Genomic DNA, 18,613 nt, shown 5'->3' with positions numbered 1-18,613 from the left:
CGACCCTCTCCCCGCGCGCGGGGAGAGGGAGAAGGGCAGCGCGGCATCCGAGACCTGTTCACCCGGACCGAACGCCTGTAAAAGGGCCCTTTCCGAACTGAAAGCTTGTGTTTTCTCTATGACCGCCGCGCCTTTGATCAAGATCGACACCGACCAGCCCGCCGCAAAGCCTTCGCTCGCGGGGCTGACGCGTGACCGCTTGAAACTGGCGCTCGCCGCGGCCGGCGTTCCGGAAAAGCAGCTTCGCATGCGCGTCGGCCAGCTCTGGAGCTGGATCTACGTGCGCGGCGTCACCAGCTTCGAAGACATGACGGACGTGTCGAAAGACCTCCGTCGCCAGCTCGAAGAGCTGTACACGTTAGACCGTCCCGAAATCGTCTCCGAACAGATCTCGGTCGACGGTACGCGCAAATGGCTACTCAGACTTCCGAAACGCGGACACGAAGCGCGCGCGCCGGAAATCGAAACCGTCTACATCCCCGAGAGTGACCGCGGCACGCTTTGCATTTCGAGCCAAGTCGGCTGCACGCTGAATTGCTCGTTCTGCCATACCGGCACGCAGAAGCTCGTGCGCAATCTCGAAACGGAAGAAATCGTCGCCCAGATCATGTTGGCGCGCGACCGCATCGGTGACTGGCCCGGCGCCAAGGGTCCCGGCGACGGCCGGCTGCTCCCGCAAAGCGAACGCAAGATAACGAACGTCGTGCTGATGGGCATGGGCGAGCCGCTCTACAATTTCGACAACGTCAAGGCTGCGATGGACATCGCGTCGGACGGCGAAGGCCTCTCGCTCTCGAAGCGGCGCATCACGCTGTCGACATCGGGGGTCGTTCCCGAAATTCCGCGTTGGGGCGAAGAGGCCGACACCATGCTCGCCATCTCGCTGCACGCAACGAACGATGCGCTGCGCGACGAACTCGTGCCGCTCAATCGTAAATATCCCATCGCCGAGCTTATCGAAGCCTGCCGAAATTATCCGGGCCTCTCGAACGCGCGCCGCATCACGTTCGAATATGTGATGCTGAAAGGCGTCAATGACAGCCTCGCGGAGGCGCGGGCGCTCGTTCGCCTCCTCGCGGGAATTCCCGCCAAAATCAACTTGATACCGTTCAACCCGTGGCCGAACACGCGCTACGAGTGCTCGGATTGGGAAACGATCGAACGATTTGCAGACGTCGTAAATAGGGCCGGTTACGCGAGCCCCGTTCGCACACCCCGCGGACGCGATATTCTTGCGGCCTGCGGGCAACTTAGGTCCGAAAGCCTCAAGCTCTCAGCCAGCCAGCGGAACACCGCGTCCGAGCGCGCCTGACGAGCGGTTCCCTCACGATCGCCGCGTTATTTTGATTGAGCCTGCCGCGCTCGCTCATATACATTTCGCCCGAGATGGGACGAAGGGGCGGGGTGGTCGTGCTAAGGTTCCTCAGCACAATAGCGCGTGTAGTGTTCGGGTTCGTCCTCGCGAGCTTGGCCGCGGGGCTCGTGACCGTCATGTTCGTCACGACGCCTATGGACGTGCTGACGGAGCCCATAGAGCGGCTGCCGAAAACGGCCAGCGAAACAATCGAGCTCGGTCTGCTCGCCGCAACGCATCTCGGAATCTTCGCATCCGTTTTCGTTCTCATCATCGCGATCCTGAGCGAGTCATTCTCCGTCCGCTCGCTGACGTTCTTTCTGTTCGCCGGCGTCGCGATCTCGATGCTTGGCTTCACCGCACAATATGAGAGCGAGGTCGTGGGCCAGCCGACGACGATCCTCAACAACTACGCGGTCAAGGCATTCCTCACGATCGGCTTCTTCGGCGGCTTCTTTTACTGGCTCGCCGCGGGTCAGTTCGCAGGGCGTCCGCAGGGCGAGTATCGCGCGCGAACGAATGCGGTGCCCCAAACAGCTGAAGTGACCGCTGCCGCGCCCCCTGAAGCAGCGCCACGCGCCGAAAATAATGACGGCGCCGAAGTCGTGATCACGAGACCACCGACCGTGGACGAGCAAACGCGCAGTGGGCGTCCGATCATGCAGCGCCTGACGCTATCGAAGACGAGGTCTGGCCGCCAACAGTCCGACTACGCGGCCACCGGCTCGGCGAACGAGAGCGACGACGAGATGATCGATCGAAACGGCGATCTGCCCCCAAACGGCCGCGACAAGTCCCAGACGCTGCACTGACACCCGCCCTTCGGAACCAACCTCGCGAACAGTTGATTAACCAAGAGTGCGGCAGAACGGCTTCAACGTTGCTGCGACGCACCATCCCTGGTACCGTCAAAGCTGAACCGAGGGACTGTATTTTGTTCGATTGCGCCCTGCATTTCCGCTTTCTGCAGAAAGCGACGGAAGCCATGTTCGAGATGGGACAGGCCTCGGTGGCCGCGGGCTTGGCGTGCCAGAAGCGCTTTTACGACGAAATGACGCCCGAAGGACTCCGCACGCCTGAACCTCCTGCTCCACAACACTTAGCCTGGTCTGCTTGGTTCGGTGATTGGACCCTCGTGGCCCACGCGCCCGCACCCCTGCAAAACGAAATCATGCAGGCGTGGTTGGCGATGGCCAGCGCCTCTGTCGCCTACTGGCCCGGCGCGCAGCAAGCGGTCGCCGCGTCCCGTGTATTTCCCGGCGGTGATACGTTCTGGCCGGCATCGGTTCAGGCATATTGGAGCAGCACGCCTTGGGCGCTCTATCAGGGTCCCATGATGGCGATGATGCTGTCCTACGGAGTGCCCTACGCAGTGGCGGCGCCGACGGCCCGGGCAAGTACGTCAGCCATGGACGCAGCGGACGCCGCATGCACGCAGTGGCGGCTTGTCTTTGGAAATCCCGAGGGACGCCAAGCGATGGACCGGCACTTCGCGCAGCGTTCGCCGTGGTCCGCCTATTTGCACTGAAGACTAAAGAGCAGCGCCGCTCGACCAGGAGTCGACCGGGCAGGCGCTACGTATTCAGCCTGAAACCCCTATTGCGCGTCGGGCTCCGGAGCTGAACCGGAAGCAGGCGCAGGCGCGGCCTCTGCTTCACCAGCCGCAGGAGCCGGTGCGGCATTGACCGTTTCTGGCTTCGGCTTCGGCGTCTTCTTGACGGCTGCCGTCTTTGTTTTCTTCGCCGGTTTGGTTGCGTCGGCCGGAGCAGCCGCAGCGGCTCCATCGGCAGCGGGCGCGGCAGCTGGCGCTGCCGCTGCGCCGTTCGTGGCCCACGGCAGAACTTCCGGCGTTGCACCCGTGGCCTTGGCAGCCTTTGCGGCCTTCGCTTCTTCTCTCTTCAGAATTGCGAGGGACCGGCACCGGGCTTTCGTCGGCTTGCCCGCATCGTTGGTACCTGCCGCAACCCAGATGCACACTTTACTGAGCTGGCCGCAGGCGTTCTCATCGATATTGAAGCATGGCGAATTCGCCTTTGCCGTCTTCGGCTTTTCGGCGGGCTTTGCCGTTCCGTCAGTTGCAGCCGGGCTGGCCGAACCATCAGCAGCCGCTGGAGCCGGCGCGGCGGCGGCTGGTGCAGCCGCTGCCTTCTGCTTGTGTTTGACCGGAGCAGCTGGAGCTGGCGCCGCGACCGAGTCGGTCGGATGCGCCGTCGGATCGCTGCTGTCGGCTGACTTCTGGAGATTGTCGTGAGGCGTGAACGCCGGGACCGCCGAAGGCTGAGGCGCCGCCTGAGCAGGAGCCGCCGCTTGTTGTGCCGGCGGATCGTCCGGCGGGATCGTTACGGTGACCTCTTCTGCAGCCAGCGGCGCCGCCAAGGCGCAGCCGAGCAAACCTAACCACACCAGATTCCTGACGATGCGATTCGACCTGATCACGGCCGCTCTCCCCCGATGAGATATGTTCCCGAGCTTGTATCAGCTGACATTGGTTAGAAACACCGCAAACACCTTTGCCATGCCTTTTTTATGTTCATGAGTTTGCTGCGGTGCGAGAGCGGTTAATGCGCGTCATTTGCGCCACAAATACCCGCCGAGAAGTGATCGGCCGAAGCCTGCATCTTGCTCAAAACATTGCAAAATCAAGCCTCATTCAAGCGGGCGCGCGCTTCCTGGCCCAGGCCAACGCCTGGTCGAGCCGGTCATCACCCCAGAACATTTCGCCGTCCAGTGTGCTGAAACTCGGCGCACCGAATATCCCGAGCGCCTGCGCTTCTTCCGTATTGGCCCGCAACTCCGATTTGACCGCAATGTCCGTGCTGAGCCGCCGCAGGTCGTCGGCTTCGAGACCGGCGCTTGTTAGGCAATCCGTCAACACAGCGTCATCGGAGATGTCCAAACCTTTGGCGAAGGCAGCGGCAAAGACCGCACGGCTGAACGCGGCGTCGGCGCCTTGGCTACGCGCCGCGATCGCAAGACGCGCGGCCTTCAATCCATGGGCCGGAAATGTCGCCGGCATATGGAAAGGAATCTCGCGCGCCGACGCCGTGCGCGCAATATCGCGCACCATGTAGCGGCCCTTCGCCGGATAGATATTGAATGGCGAGGTATCCCAGCCCTGCGATTTGAAAATCGGTCCGAGCAGGAACGGCTTCCAGTCGACGGCGACGTCGGCCCGCGCGGCCGTTTCCTCGATCCGCATGGCGCTCAGGTAAGAGTAGGTCGACGCGAACTCGAACCAGAAGACGATAGTCGGTTTCATTGCGCTTCCTCAGTTGGGCCCGCTGTCGTTAATATCTAAGGGCCGATTGCGACATGTCGCGATATGGCATCAACCGGACTTGCAGGCAGCGCCGCCAACCCTATAGTGCCGCGCGTTTCCGTCCCATTCCAAATTCGAAAGCCAGATCTCCCATGAGCGCCGCGCCTAAGACCGTGAAAAAGGTCGTACTCGCCTATTCCGGCGGTTTAGACACTTCGATCATCCTCAAGTGGCTGCAGGAGACCTACGGCGCCGAAGTCGTGACGTTCACCGCCGACCTCGGACAGGGCGAAGAGCTGGAGCCGGCCCGCAAGAAGGCCCTGATGCTCGGCATCAAGGAAGAAAACATCTTCATCGAAGACCTGCGCGAGGAATTCGTCCGCGATTTCGTCTTCCCGATGTTCCGCGCCAACACGGTCTACGAAGGCGTTTATCTGCTCGGCACGTCCATCGCCCGTCCGCTGATCGCAAAGAAGCAGATCGAGATCGCGCGCAAGGTCGGCGCCGACGCCGTCTGCCATGGCGCAACGGGCAAGGGCAACGATCAGGTGAGGTTCGAACTCGGCTATTACTCGCTCGAGCCCGGCATCAAGATCATCGCGCCCTGGCGCGAATGGAAGTTCAAAGGTCGCGAAGACCTTCTGGATTTCGCACGGCAGAACCAGATCCCCGTCGCGAAGGACAAAGAAGGCGAGAGCCCATTCTCTGTCGACGCCAACCTTCTGCACTCCTCGTCCGAAGGCAAAGTGCTCGAAGACCCCGCGACGAAGCCGCCCGAGATGGTCTATCAGCGAACCATCTCGCCGATGACCGCACCCGACAAGGTGACGACCATCAAGATCGGCTTCGAAAAGGGCGACCCGGTTTCGCTCGATGGCAAGAAGCTTTCTCCCGCCACTCTCTTGAAGGCCTTGAACGATCTCGGCCGCGACAACGGCATCGGCCGTCTCGACCTCGTCGAGAACCGCTTCGTCGGCATGAAATCGCGTGGCGTTTACGAGACGCCCGGCGGCACGATTCTGCTCACCGCCCATCGCGCCATTGAAAGCCTGACGCTCGATCGCGGCGCATCGCATCTCAAAGATGAGATCATGCCGCGCTATGCCGAGCTGATCTACAACGGCTTCTGGTTCTCGCCAGAGCGCGAGATGCTTCAGGCTCTGATCGACAAGAGCCAGGAGAACGTCGAGGGCGAAGTCACGCTCGAACTCTATAAGGGCAATGTCATCGTCATTGGCCGCGCGAGCCCGAAGTCGCTCTACTCGCCGACGCTCGTCACGTTCGAGGACGACAAGGGCGCTTACGATCAGAAGGACGCGGAAGGCTTCATCAAGCTCAACGCTCTGCGATTGCGCACGCTCGGCCGCCGAAACAAGTCATAATTTCGCTTCTCCCGACGTGACCATCTGCGGCGCGCTCAAAGCGTCGTGATGGTCACGAGGTTGAATTTATGGCGATCGTAGTGAAAAGTACTGCTTCCTCCACTCGGAAGCAGGATTGATGCCCCACGAAACGCCTCTTATCGCTACGATCGTCGTTGGCCTGAGCTTGGCCTTCTTGTTTGGAGCGATAGCGCAGCGTCTCCGGGCCTCGCCGTTAGTCGGATACCTTCTCGCAGGCGTCGTGCTCGGGCCACGAACGCCGGGCTTTGTTGCAGATCAGACGATCGCCTCCGAACTCGCGGAAGTCGGCATCATTCTATTGATGTTCGGCGTCGGACTGCATTTCTCGCTGAAAGATCTTCTTTCGGTTCGGGCGATCGCGATTCCCGGCGCAGTCGTGCAGATCGTCGTCGCGACGCTGCTCGGCTTAGGCCTTTCGCTTCATCTCGGCTGGCAGCCGGGAGCCGGCATCGTCATGGGCCTCGCGCTCTCCGTCGCCAGTACCGTCGTATTGTTGCGCGCGATGCAGGCGAGACGGCTTCTCAATACAGAGCGTGGCCGCATAGCCGTCGGTTGGCTCATCGTCGAAGACATCGTAATGGTGCTGACACTGGTGCTGCTGCCGGCGCTGCTCCCACTGTTCAACGTCGCCACGGCGGACCAACCGGTAAGCGATGCCGAAAGCTTCAATCTTCTGAAGACATTTGGAATCACCGTATTCCAGATCGTCGCCTTCGTCGTTCTGATGCTCGTCGCGGGACGCCGAATTATTCCATGGATTTTGCATTACGCAGCCCATACCGGGTCGCGAGAACTGTTCCGCTTGGCCGTGCTCGCGATTGCGCTCGGAACGGCCTTCGGGGCGGCGAAGCTGTTCGGCGTGTCGTTCGCTCTCGGCGCCTTCTTTGCAGGCATGATCCTGAGCGAATCGACGCTCAGTCAGCAGGCGGCATCTGAAACGCTTCCGCTGCGCGATGCCTTTGCCGTGCTGTTCTTCATATCGGTCGGCATGTTGTTTGATCCGGCCATTCTTCTCCGTGATCCCCTTGCCGTCGTGGCGACGCTGACGATCATCATCGTCGGCAAATCGGTGGCAGCCTACGGGATCGTTCGCGCATTCGGATATCCCGCGACGACCGCACTCACGATTTCCGTCAGCTTGGCGCAGATCGGCGAGTTCTCGTTTATTCTTGCGGGCTTGGGAGTCACGCTCGGCGTCTTGCCCGAACTTGGCCGGGAGCTCATCCTGGCGGGAGCCATTGGCTCGATAATGCTGAACCCGCTGCTATTCTTCGCGCTCGACCGGTATGAGGAGAAGCTCGAAAAGCGAGAGGCGGCGAACGCGGCGCCTGAGCCCGCACCGCCCGTCAAAATCGAAAAGACGAAGTTGCAGGAACACGCCGTATTGATTGGCTACGGCCGTGTAGGACGTCCTATCGGCGAAACACTGGAACTGCGGAATATACCGATGTACGTCATCGACGAGAACGATGAAGTCGTGAATAAACTCAAGGAAAAGAAGGTTGAAGCGGTCGCGGGCAACGCCGTCGCCCTTCTCAAATTTGCCAACCTGCAGCAAGCGAAATGCCTGCTCGTTGCTATTCCCGATAGCTTCGAAGCAGGGCAAATTGTGGCCCAGGCGCGGGCGGCGAACCCGGGGTTACCGATCATCGTCCGAGGTCATTCTGACGCTGAGGTTACACACCTCAAAGCTTGTGGCACAGATATCGTCATCCAAGGATCGCAGGAAATCGCTGACGCTATGGCTGCACGAGTTCCCTGACGACACTAAATACTGAACCGACATTAATTAGAGAACGAGATCATGATCGTCATTACTAGAAACGGCGTGACGACGGTGCTCACCGGATGGCGCGAATGGGCAGTCAAGTTTCTGGTGTTCATGGCGGCGGTCCTGCTGTTCGCCGTCATGGCATTCCTGATGCTCGGGATCGCGATAACGATCGGCACCGTCGCGCTCATCGTCATCCCGGCGCTGATCATCGTCGGCCTGTTCGCATCGATGTTCGGCGAGCGCGTTTAAGGCGTTCCGGCGCGCTCATCCGAAGGAACGCGCCGCACGCTGACGAGTTAACGGATCGTTAAAGAATCAATCGGCATTTTACGTTTCAACGGGACCGGCTGGCCCCCCGATGGCGTCCAGGGCGTTTCACTCGGCACGCGCCCCAATCATCGGGCAGTCGCTCCCGTTTCGCACTTTTCAGGGCCTCTAGAACCGGCCCGATTGTCCGCGGCCAGCTTCCGCCGCCCTTCGGCCGCCCGAAACCGTCATCTCCCCATCGTCATTGTCGGATACGCACCCCTCGCCCGCGGAATTTTGCGGTGTGACGCACCCCCTCGGCCATCTCTGGCCTTGACGAGGGTGTCTCGATCCCCGACATCGCGTGCTCGATGATAAAATGCGTCTCGAAACGATAATTGTGAGGGCCTGAGAATGAATGCAGCGGCGGATCGAACGCCAGTGGTGACGCCCGCCGAATGGGCGCCTCAAAAGGCGATTTGGACCGCATGGCCGGCCGATCCCGATGAATGGCGCGGCGATCTCGAAACGCCCCGTCGCGACGTGGCGGCGCTCATCCGCGCGCTCAGCATCGCCGGCAACAAGGTCCGGCTTCTCGCGAACGGCGAAGAAGCGCGCAACTCGGCGCTGGCAGCGCTCGGCAACGCCGCCGAAATCATCCCCGCGAAGTACGGCGATATCTGGTTGCGCGACACCGGCCCGATTTTCGCGCAGATCCGCAACAGCGCCGTTGCTCTTCGCTTCAAAACAAACAGCTGGGGTGGAAAATACGATCTCCCCGATGACGCGACCGTTGGCGACGACGTTGCCGAACTCGCGAAGACACCCATTCGCCATTTTGACTTTGTGCTCGAAGGCGGCGCCGTCGATCACGACGGAGAAGGTACGATCCTGACGACGCGGCAGACGTTGCTCAACCCCAATCGCAATGGCTGGACGAAAGAGGCAGCCGAACAGGCGCTAAGCCAGGCCTTCGGCGCGAAGACGGTCATCTGGATCGATGAAGGCCTCAAGAACGACCACACCGACGGACACGTCGACAACATCGCTCGCTTCGTCGCGCCGGGCCGCGTCGTCTGCCAGGCGCCCGCCGGCCCCGACGATCCGAACGCCGAAACGTTGAACGCCATCGCGGCTCGCCTTGAAGCCGCGACTGACGCGATGGGCCGCAAGCTCGAGGTCATTCGCATTCCGGGTGTCGGCCTTTACCGCAACGCTCTTGGAGACGTTTCACCGGCTTCCCATATGAACTTCATAATCGCCAACGATGTTGTCGTTGTGCCGATTTATGGAACTGCGACCGAGGCAGACGCGCTTCAGGCTTTGCAGGCTGTTTTTCCCACCCGCGCAGTTGTCGGCGTATCGTCTCGCGGTTTGCTTGGCTGCGGAACGGCCGGCGGCGGATCATTTCACTGCATCACACAACAGGAGCCCCTGTAGATGGCGCGACGCTCGATCACGGTCGGCAGCATTCAGACGTCCTACGGACACGATATCAAAATCAATATCGCCAAGACGGAAGCGCTTGTTCGCGAGGCGGCTGATCGCGGCGCAGAAATCATTCTGCCGTCCGAGCTGTTCGAAGGCATCTACTTCTGCACGCGCCAGGAACCGAAGTGGTTTGAAACCGCGCATCCGGTGATGGAGCATCCGTGCGTGATCGCACTCCGCGAGGTCGCGAAGTCGCTGAAGGTCGTCATCCCGATATCGTTCTTCGAGAAGGACGGCCCCCGCTACTATAACAGCATCGCAATTGCCGACGCAGACGGCGAAATCCTCGGCGTCTATCGCAAGAGCCACATTCCGGATGGCCCCGGCTACCAGGAAAAATATTATTTCCGGCCGGGCGATACCGGCTTCAAGACGTGGAATACGAAACGCGGCAAGATCGGCGTCGGCATCTGCTGGGATCAGTGGTTCCCGGAAAGCGCCCGCTCCATGGTTCTCCAAGGCGCCGAGATATTGTTCTATCCGACTGCAATTGGATCGGAACCCTATGATCCGTCACTGGACACGCATCTGCAGTGGCAGCGCGCGATGCAGGGTCACGCCGTTTCGAACTCCGTGCCGATCGTTTCAGCCAATCGCATCGGTGAGGAAGACAACGACGGCGTGAAGCAGAAGTACTACGGCCACTCTTTCATCTCGGACCACCGCGGCGAGCTCGTCCAGAAATTCGGTGCCGAGGATGAAGGCGTTCTGATTCACACCTTCGATCTCGACCTCATCGAAACATATCGCGCCGAGTGGGGATTCTTCCGCGATCGCCGCACCGATCTCTACGCAAAGAGCATCATCTGAGCGGATGTGTTTGAAAGGGTCTGATCTATCTTGCATGGAAAGCGACCGACAGGCTGACGCTGACGCCGAGCGTCGAACTCGCGTCCGACCGCACGGCCCTCGTCACCAGCTGCAAATCGACGCTCGTCAACACGTCGGGCCAAGCCAACGCGACCGGCAACTGCGGTAAGACAAGCGGCTACACCGGCAGGCTGAACTACATCGATCTCGGCGCCTATGCTCTGGTGAACTTCCAGGCTGAATATACGTTTGCCGAAGGCACCTCAATTGCGATTGGCGCCATGAATCTGCTCGACGAAAATTATTCTCTGGCAGACGGTTTCCCAGAGCCAGGCGGCCAGTTGTTCGCTAATGTGAGGGCCCGCTTCTGACGCAGAGGAATTCACATGAAGATCAGCGCAAGAAACGTCATCAAGGGAACGATCGTCGACGTCCATAAGGGCGCGACGACCTCCCACGTCCGGATCGATGTCGGCGGCGGCACTATCGTGATGGCATCGATCACCAACGAGGCTGTTGACGACCTCGGACTCGTCAAAGGCATGGCGGCGTCCGCCGTAATCAAAGCGACCGACGTCATGGTGATGGTGGGCTGATTTATGAGAAAATACGCATTGTTGCCTGTTGCTGTCTGCACGGTCGTGTTGACAGCGGCATCGACGGCTTTTGCTGCGGAAACGGGCGGTTGCGAAAGCTTCGCCTGGCCCATCAAAACCGAACTTGAATGGATGAAAGCGCCTGACAGCGAAGCAGCAGCATCAGGCGCAAAGCTTCCCGTCCCACCGGCAAAAGCCATCGCACTTTCGCTGCAACCGATGAGTGCGGTGGCTTTTCCAGTTGCCCCGACCGGCCGGCTGAAGCCGGAAGGCAAGGCTTACGGCGGTATCGTCGATTTCGACAGTCCGGGGAGCGCACCCGGCTCTTATCAGATCACTCTGCAATCTCCCGGTTGGATTGACATCGTGCAGAACGGCAAGCCGTTGAAACCGACAGCACACAGCGGCAAATCCGATTGCGATGGCGTCCGAAAGACACTTCGTTTTAATTTGGATGCCGGACCGTTTACCGTCGAGTTCAGCAACATTAAGAAGGACTCGATAAAGTTTGCCATCCGGCAAGCCGAGTAGAGGCCGGGCGATAAAAGTCTGAAGGATCTCCCGCTCAGCGGATTAGCAGGGCTGACATGAATTACCTTGCGGATACGCCGAGATTGGAAATCTTCCGCCTCGCCGGAATTCCGATCAAGGTCGACATAACATTCGCGCTGGTGCCGCTGTTCCTGCTCGGCATGTTCCAGCAGTCCCCGGTTGCTTTTTCAGTCCTCGTGGCCGGCGTTTTTCTGTCGGTGCTGCTGCACGAAATCGGCCACGCAATCGTCGCCCGGCTTTTCGCCGTTCCGGTCGGTGAAATTCTCGTCGGCGGTTTCTACGGCTGGACCCGCATGCTCCGCCCACCCCCGTCCAAGCTCGCAAACATCATCATCCTGTTTGCGGGCCCTCTGACCAACGGACTGATCTTTCTTCTGTGCTGGAATGCTCTCGGCCAGCCCGATGTCGGCTTCAATGGACGCTTCGGCCCAATCGACCCCGCACCGTGGCTCGAAGACAGTCCTTGGAAGTTGCAAGCCGCATTGACGCTTGGCGGCATCAACCTGGCGATGCTCGTCTTCAATCTGCTCCCGGCGTTTCCGCTCGACGGCGGCAGGATCTATCGGGACATGCTGGGCGCGATACTTCCTGAATCGGGCGCCGTCCGGACAATTGCCCTGCTCGGCGTCATTGTCGGGTTGTGGGCCGCCTTCACTGGCTTTCGCATCAATCTTGTGATGCTGCTGATTGGCGCCCAGATCGCCATCATCAACTGGTCGATCCTGAAGCAGCCCGCCGACGCGGAAAATAATTAGCAGGCGGCATTTGCAAAAGACCGGCTTCTCCGGGCATATCTCACGCGTAGCGTAGCGCCCGCCGGAGTTTTGATGTCATGACCCGCGTCTCCGTCAACCGCACGCTTTCGCGGCTGTACTGGCTGCTCGCCGTCGTACTGCTTTTGCTGCTCGCGTCGAAGTTCGCCAACGACATTCCGGGGCTTCCGCCCTTCGTCGTCTCCGCCGCCAGCAACGTCTACGAATTCATGCGCGACATGTCGTTGCTCATCGCGACGGGCGGCGTCGCCTATATTTCTAACGTCTTCCAGAAGCGGTCGAATTTCATCGATAGCCTCGAAGAAGAATGGCGCAACATCGTGCGGACGAAGTCGGTCCTGCTGTCGACCTGCGAGAAGCCTTACCTCGCGACCGACGATTATCTGGCAGCCTACTACCGGATCAGCGAGACGATCGACACGATGCGGATCGTCTATCGCAACACCGGCGAGACCGATGGCCTGATCGGCCTTTATCCCTACGAACCATTGCACGACATGCGCCGCGCGCTTCAGACGCTCGATCCGCGCCTCACAACCGAGGAGGTCCCGAAGGAGAAAAAGACGCTCGCTCGTGATGCCATAGAGCAAGCGTTCAACGCATTGCGCGAAACCTTCCTGGAAGAACTCGACCTGGAGGAGCCGCGGCGTCCGTTACTGGTCCGTGGAAGCCGCCGTCTGAAGACCCCGGGCGCCGCAGTCTCGGCGCTCGTCGTTGCGGAAAACCAGCGGCGGCGCCTTGCGCGCGAACCCTCTCCGCGGCCCGATATTGACGAATTTCTAACAACCCTGCGGGCCGAGGAAGAAGCCCCCAAAACCGGCGGCTGAAACCGTCCCCGTCCGCTAGCAACGTCCTGAGCGGCCTGATCGGGTTGGATATGCGCCTCTGCGGCACCACAGAACAAATTTCGTGCCAAAAGGCGCCATGTCGCGCTTTCCGACTGTTAAGCCGCACCCTAGATTTCGGAAGCTGCCCTAGCCCAGCGCAGTGCCGCCATGCTAGGTGCGAGCCCTATATTGCGCCGCAGCGGCACAGCCCGTGGCGCTCATCCATAACTCAGGTTTGAAATGGCCCTTCGCAATATCGCGATCATCGCTCACGTTGACCATGGCAAGACGACACTCGTCGACGAGCTTCTGAAGCAGTCCGGCTCGTTCCGGGAAAACCAGAAGGTTGCCGAACGCGCGATGGATTCGAACGACATCGAACGCGAGCGGGGCATCACCATCCTCGCCAAATGTACGAGCGTTGAGTGGAAAGGTACCCACATCAACATCGTCGATACGCCCGGCCACGCCGACTTCGGCGGCGAGGTCGAACGCATCCTCAACATGGTCGACGGCGTCATCGTTCTGGTAGACGCCTCCGAAGGCCCGCTGCCGCAGACGAAATTCGTCGTCTCGAAGGCTCTGAAGCGCGGCCTCCGCCCGATCGTTGCGATCAACAAGATCGACCGCCCGGACGAACGTCACCTCGACGTCTTGAACGAAGTCTTCGACCTCTTCGCCAACCTCGACGCGACCGACGAGCAGCTCGACTTCCCCGTTCTTTACGGCTCAGGCCGCTCCGGCTGGATGGCGCGCGATCCTGCAGGTCCGCAGGAAAATCTGGCGCCGATGTTCGATCTCATCCTCGATCACGTGCCGCCGCCGGCCGTCGACGATGGCCCGTTCCGTATGCTCGCGACGACGCTGGACGCCGATCCGTTCCTTGGCCGTATTCTCACGGGCCGCGTCACGTCGGGCACCGTTAAGCCGAACCAGCAGCTGAAGGCCCTCGACCGCGAGGGCAAGCTTCTGGAGAGCTTCCGCGTTCAAAAGGTTCTGGCATTCCACGGTCTGGAGCGCACGCCTGTTGAATCCGCCGGCGCCGGCGACATCATCGCGCTCGCGGGCATGAGCTTGGCGAACGTTGCGGACACGCTCTGTGATCCGGTCGTTACCGAACCGCTGCCCGCCCAGCCCGTCGACCCGCCGACGCTGTCGATGACGTTCCGCATCAACGACGGCCCGTTTGCGGGCCAGGAAGGCGACAAGGTTCAAAGCCGCGTCATTCGCGATCGCCTCCTGAAGGAAGCCGAACGCAATATCGCCATTCGCATTGAACAAAGCGAAGACAACGACAGCTTCATCGTCTCGGGCCGCGGCGAGCTTCAGCTCGCGATCTTGATCGAGAACATGCGCCGCGAAGGCTTCGAGCTGACCGTGTCGCGGCCGAAGGTTGTGTTCGAGACCGATCCTGAGACCAACCAACGCCTCGAGCCGATCGAAGAAGTCATCGTCGACGTTGACGACAACTATACGGGCGTCGTCGTGCAGAAGCTCGCTGAGCGCAAAGGCGATCTTCTTGAGATGCGCCCGTCCGGCGGTGGACGCACGCGCATGGTATTCCACGTGCCGACGCGCGGCCTTCTCGGTTATCAGTCGGAGCTTCTGTCGGACACCCGCGGCACCGGCATCATGAACAAGCTCTTTCACTCCTATAAGCCATACCGGGGTGAAATTGCCGGACGCCGCACGGGCGTGCTGATTTCCAACAGCCCTGGCGAAGCCGTCGCCTACGCGATCTTCAACCTTCAGGATCGCGGGCCGTTCATGATCAACCCGCAGGACCGCGTCTATGAGGGCATGATCGTCGGCGAGCACTCGCGCGAGAACGACCTTGAAGTCAACGTCATCAAAGGCAAGAAGCTGACGAACGTCCGCGCCTCGGGCAAGGACGACGCCGTTCTGCTGACCCCGCCGATGCGGCTGACGCTTGAAAAGGCGATGAGCTACATCACCGACGAAGAACTCGTCGAGGTGACGCCGAAGTCGATCCGCCTGCGCAAGCGCTGGCTCGATCCCAACGAGCGCAAGCGCCAGAGCCGTAAGATCGAAGCCGAACGCGAAAGCGGCGCTGCTTAGCGTAACACAATTTCATTTCGGCGTGATTTGGATCCTCGGGAAAAAATCTCGGGTTGCGAATGCCTATGTGCGCCCCAACTTAAAGGGGATCGATTACGAAAGCATAGGAGAACGATTTGATGAAGCGTTTCGCCGTTGTGGCATCCGCCGTATTTGCGATGTCTTTGCCGGCATTCGCCGATGCTCCCCTATCTGAGGATGAGGCGAAGCGCGCGACTGCCGCAGCAGCCGCATGGGGATGCGAAGGCGGCAAGTGGGAAAAGGAATCCGAGGGCACCGGCGTTTACGAACTCGACGACGCCAAATGCAAAGAGGGCGGCCAGTACGACTTGAAGTTTGATAAGAACTTTAAGCTGATCGACATGAGCGCCGACTGACGTCGCAAACTCATTGACTGACATTTCGGGCGGCTCCTTCGGAGTTCCGCCCGTAATTTTATCTCCATCACCCAACGGGACCATATCACGCCCCTTGAGCAGACCCGCCGCCGCTCAGGCTTCGGCGTTGATTTGACTTATGAGACGACGTTTGGTTTGACTTCCGGGCGCCAATTCGGCGTCACCGGGGAAATGGGCCGAACCACCTGACAATGCCTCTTTCCATCGACACCTCATTGGAGACGGCCATCGACAGCCGTTGGCTGCAGTGATCGACTGGCCCAATGGTGTAACGCCGACACCGGCTTTCGAGCGGGCGGCAGCCTTCATGGAAGAAGAGACGGGCAACCTGTTCGTCACCGGACGCGCCGGAACCGGCAAGTCGACACTGCTCAAAGCGCTGCGCGACGCCTACGAAGACCGCATGGTCGTGCTCGCACCGACGGGCCTCGCCGCGATCAACATCGGCGGCCAGACCATCCATTCATTCTTCGGCTTCCCGCCTCGGCTCATCCAGGAAAGCGACATCCGGCGAAGCCGCAACGGCCGCGTGATGCGCGAACTCGATTTCGTCGTCATCGACGAAGCCTCGATGGTGCGATCCGATATGATGTGGGCGATAGACCGCTCGCTTCGGGTCAACCGCGGACGCCCGCGCGAGCCCTTCGGCGGCGCGCGTATCTTGCTGTTCGCCGACCTCCATCAATTGCCGCCCGTCATTCAGGAGCGCGAAGTCCTCGCGCATCTCGTCGAAGCGCACGGAAGCCCGTTTTTCTTTTCGATCCCTGCGCTGCGGGAAGGAAGCGGCACGGCGCTTCTCGAACTCGACCAGATCTTCCGCCAGACCGATGACGCGCTGATCCACGTGCTGAACTCCGTGCGCGAGGGCAACGTCAGCGACGACGATCTCGCTTTCATCAATAAGCGCGTCAGCCCGATCCGCACGCTTGCCGAAGGCGAGCCCTACGTGATTCTGACGACAACGAACGCAGCCGCCAAGCGCATCAACACCGCTTATCTCGAAGCGCTGAAAGGCCAGCCGACGCGTTTCGATGCGAACATCACCGGCGACTTTGCAACGAACGTCCAGCCGGCCGACGTCGCTCTCGAGCTGAAGGTCGGCGCCAAGGTGATGATGCTGAGGAACGATCCCGACAAGCGTTGGGTCAACGGCACAATCGCCCGCGTCTCGCGCCTGACGGAAAAGCAGATCTTCGTCGAAGTCTCGGGTAAGGAATACGAGGTCGAGCAGGTCGCCTGGGAGCACCGGCGTTATGCTTTCGATCAATCCGCCGAAAAGATCGTCGAGACGATCGCAGGGACGTTCAAGCAATTCCCGCTTCGTCTTGCTTGGGCGCTAACCATTCACAAAGCCCAGGGATTGACCCTCGATAAGGTCTATGTCGATCTCGGCGGAGGCACGTTCGCGCACGGCCAAACGTATGTCGCGCTATCGCGCTGCCGGACGCTCGAAGGACTGGCGCTGGCCCGTCCTCTCACGCGCCGCGACGTTATGTTCGATCCGAGCGCGATCGGCTATCGCGATGTTTTTTCAAAACTTTGACGCATTTGAAACGGGCACTCCCCTTCGCACATGCGAACAACAGGATAGGGGATAACTGCCCTTCCGGGTCGGCGTTTAAACATATTTGAGGCATAACGACGCGCTTTAGGCATTGAAACTCGCATTTCTTGAAGTGCGAAGCAAAAACATGTTGCATCGCACAATGGCTTTGCATATATATCGAGCACTGGTTTCGCCATCGGGCGCCAGCCCCTCTTTGGAAGTCGCACTCGATTTATTCAAAAATTAGGAGTCACCCCAATGACCGATGCTTTTACCCGTCAAGTTCAAGACTTCACCAAGCAGGCTCAAGAGATGTTCACCGCTGGCAAGGACGCCAAGGTTCCTGAGAACATTTCTGCATTCGCTGAAGATGCAATCGCGAAATCGCGCGACGCCTATCACAAGTTCACATCCCTCGCGAAAGACAACGCCAAGGTCGCCGAGGAAGTCCTTTTGACGACGCAGGCCGGCGCTAAGTCGATCGGCGAGAAGATCGTTGCGAACACGCTTGCCAACACGGAAGCCGCTTTCGAAGCCGCCCAGGCTATGGCACGCGCCCGCACGTTCCCGGAAATCGCACGCCTGCAGGCAAACTATTGGCAGCAGCAGTTCGCAGTTGCAGGCTCCCAGTCGAAGGAGCTCTTCGAGCTCTCGAACAAGGTCACCAAGCAGACTCTTGAAACGGTTGGCGCCGCGACGACGAAGTCGTTCGAGCAGTTCAAGAGCGTCGGCTAAGCACTCGAGTATGACGACGGCCGCCTTCAAGGCCGGTCGAGTGGGGCACTTCGGTCGAAGACTGGACGCGGGACACTTGTTCCGCGTCTTTTTTATTTCGATCGAGGCCAGAACCGCTGATGCGTTTTACCCGTCTTGGCGCTAGACTGTTCCTATGCTGAACCAGAGCCTCGAGGTTTCTGTCCGCAACGCCCGGTCCGCCGACGCAGCCGAGATCGCTCAGGTTTTCCGCGATTCATGGCGGCTCGCCTATACCGGCATCCTCCCTGCTCTCCATCTCGAACGAGAAATTATGCGCCGGGACGCCGCTTGGTGGCGTCGTGCGATCGCGGCTGAACGAAATCTGCTCGTCGCTCTGCATGGCGACACCATCGCGGGCTATGCAACGTGCGGGCGGGCTCGCAGCAGCAGCCGTGACGGTGGCGAGATTTACGAGCTTTACTTAACGCCCGTTTACCAAGGCCTCGGCATCGGCGGACATTTGTTCGAGGCCTGCCGCGCGACGCTCGACGGCCTCGACCTGGAGCGCTTGATCGTCTGGGCGCTCGAAGGCAATGACAGGGCCCGCGCCTTCTACATCCGCTGCGGCGGCCGCCCGACGCGCCGGTCTTGCGTCCGATTTGGCAAAGTCCTCAGCACCCGCATCGCGTTCGAGTGGTAAAGGCACCATTGGCCTATGGCCAGCGGGCTGCTTTTGCCGCATGTGATGCTTTCAAGCTGTGACCTAAGCGGTCGTGGAACCGCCGCTCTTCCACGCGAAGTCCGGCCAC

At 60.2% G+C, this 18,613-nt stretch carries 19 protein-coding genes; 17 read left to right on the top strand and 2 right to left on the bottom strand.

From position 1 onward, the window contains the following. Positions 1-118: 118 nt before the first annotated feature. From rlmN to K2Q04_RS12910, 3 genes are all read left to right on the top strand, one after another. A complete protein-coding gene (rlmN, locus tag K2Q04_RS12920; protein WP_291164319.1) occupies positions 119-1,312 on the top strand; it encodes a 23S rRNA (adenine(2503)-C(2))-methyltransferase RlmN in 1,194 nt (397 codons plus the stop codon). Between the two features lie 131 nt (positions 1,313-1,443). Then, positions 1,444-2,166, top strand: coding sequence for a hypothetical protein (locus K2Q04_RS12915; RefSeq protein WP_291164316.1), 723 nt, complete (start codon positions 1,444-1,446; stop codon positions 2,164-2,166). A gap of 122 nt (positions 2,167-2,288) precedes the next feature. Further along, complete coding sequence (locus tag K2Q04_RS12910) at positions 2,289-2,882, top strand: hypothetical protein (protein ID WP_291164313.1); 594 nt, start codon at positions 2,289-2,291, stop codon at positions 2,880-2,882. 68 nt (positions 2,883-2,950) lie between these two features. Here K2Q04_RS12910 and K2Q04_RS12905 read toward each other — a convergent pair whose 3' ends face one another. Next, positions 2,951-3,790 (bottom strand): hypothetical protein, encoded by an 840-nt coding sequence (locus K2Q04_RS12905; protein ID WP_291164310.1) that lies wholly within the window; start codon positions 3,788-3,790, stop codon positions 2,951-2,953. Between the two features lie 214 nt (positions 3,791-4,004). Beyond that, entirely contained in the window at positions 4,005-4,613 is a 609-nt protein-coding gene (locus K2Q04_RS12900; RefSeq protein WP_291164308.1) for a 2-hydroxychromene-2-carboxylate isomerase, read from the bottom strand. Between the two features lie 152 nt (positions 4,614-4,765). Between K2Q04_RS12900 and K2Q04_RS12895 the strand changes: the two genes are divergently transcribed. The 14 genes from K2Q04_RS12895 (at position 4,766) to K2Q04_RS12830 (ending at position 18,504) form a co-directional block, all read left to right on the top strand. Next, positions 4,766-5,995: an argininosuccinate synthase gene (locus K2Q04_RS12895; protein WP_291164305.1), complete on the top strand. Its 1,230-nt coding sequence runs from the start codon at positions 4,766-4,768 to the stop codon at positions 5,993-5,995. A 118-nt stretch (positions 5,996-6,113) separates the two neighbouring features. Continuing rightward, the gene (ybaL, locus tag K2Q04_RS12890; protein WP_291164302.1) at positions 6,114-7,778 is read left to right on the top strand and encodes a YbaL family putative K(+) efflux transporter; all 1,665 of its coding nucleotides are present in this window, start codon (positions 6,114-6,116) and stop codon (positions 7,776-7,778) included. 42 nt (positions 7,779-7,820) lie between these two features. Further along, a complete protein-coding gene (locus K2Q04_RS12885; RefSeq protein ID WP_291164300.1) occupies positions 7,821-8,039 on the top strand; it encodes a hypothetical protein in 219 nt (72 codons plus the stop codon). A gap of 411 nt (positions 8,040-8,450) precedes the next feature. After that, entirely contained in the window at positions 8,451-9,476 is a 1,026-nt protein-coding gene (locus K2Q04_RS12880) for an agmatine deiminase family protein (protein WP_291164297.1), read from the top strand. After that, positions 9,477-10,337 carry an N-carbamoylputrescine amidase gene (gene aguB / locus K2Q04_RS12875; RefSeq protein WP_291164294.1) on the top strand — a complete coding sequence of 287 codons (861 nt, stop codon included), beginning with the start codon at positions 9,477-9,479 and terminating at the stop codon, positions 10,335-10,337. Positions 10,338-10,723: 386 nt separating this feature from the next. Then, positions 10,724-10,933, top strand: coding sequence for a TOBE domain-containing protein (locus K2Q04_RS12870; RefSeq protein WP_291164291.1), 210 nt, complete (start codon positions 10,724-10,726; stop codon positions 10,931-10,933). A 3-nt stretch (positions 10,934-10,936) separates the two neighbouring features. Further along, a complete protein-coding gene (locus tag K2Q04_RS12865) occupies positions 10,937-11,464 on the top strand; it encodes a hypothetical protein (RefSeq protein ID WP_291164288.1) in 528 nt (175 codons plus the stop codon). Between the two features lie 56 nt (positions 11,465-11,520). Next, positions 11,521-12,240, top strand: coding sequence for a site-2 protease family protein (locus tag K2Q04_RS12860; RefSeq protein ID WP_291164286.1), 720 nt, complete (start codon positions 11,521-11,523; stop codon positions 12,238-12,240). A gap of 77 nt (positions 12,241-12,317) precedes the next feature. Continuing rightward, positions 12,318-13,085: a hypothetical protein gene (locus tag K2Q04_RS12855; RefSeq protein WP_291164283.1), complete on the top strand. Its 768-nt coding sequence runs from the start codon at positions 12,318-12,320 to the stop codon at positions 13,083-13,085. Positions 13,086-13,325: 240 nt separating this feature from the next. Then, positions 13,326-15,164, top strand: coding sequence for a translational GTPase TypA (typA, locus tag K2Q04_RS12850; RefSeq protein WP_291164281.1), 1,839 nt, complete (start codon positions 13,326-13,328; stop codon positions 15,162-15,164). Positions 15,165-15,283: 119 nt separating this feature from the next. Beyond that, on the top strand, positions 15,284-15,541 hold the full coding sequence (locus tag K2Q04_RS12845) for a hypothetical protein (RefSeq protein ID WP_291164279.1): 258 nt from the start codon (positions 15,284-15,286) through the stop codon (positions 15,539-15,541). 268 nt (positions 15,542-15,809) lie between these two features. Beyond that, positions 15,810-17,105 carry an AAA family ATPase gene (locus K2Q04_RS12840; protein ID WP_291164533.1) on the top strand — a complete coding sequence of 432 codons (1,296 nt, stop codon included), beginning with the start codon at positions 15,810-15,812 and terminating at the stop codon, positions 17,103-17,105. A 261-nt stretch (positions 17,106-17,366) separates the two neighbouring features. Further along, positions 17,367-17,843 carry a phasin family protein gene (locus K2Q04_RS12835; protein ID WP_092868809.1) on the top strand — a complete coding sequence of 159 codons (477 nt, stop codon included), beginning with the start codon at positions 17,367-17,369 and terminating at the stop codon, positions 17,841-17,843. 154 nt (positions 17,844-17,997) lie between these two features. Further along, positions 17,998-18,504, top strand: coding sequence for a GNAT family N-acetyltransferase (locus K2Q04_RS12830; protein WP_291164274.1), 507 nt, complete (start codon positions 17,998-18,000; stop codon positions 18,502-18,504). The last annotated feature ends 109 nt before the right edge of the window (positions 18,505-18,613 follow it).

This window comes from Hyphomicrobium sp. (assembly GCF_019753045.1).
Lineage (GTDB): Bacteria > Pseudomonadota > Alphaproteobacteria > Rhizobiales > Hyphomicrobiaceae > Hyphomicrobium_B.
This window is presented reverse-complemented; position numbering and strand designations above follow the sequence as displayed.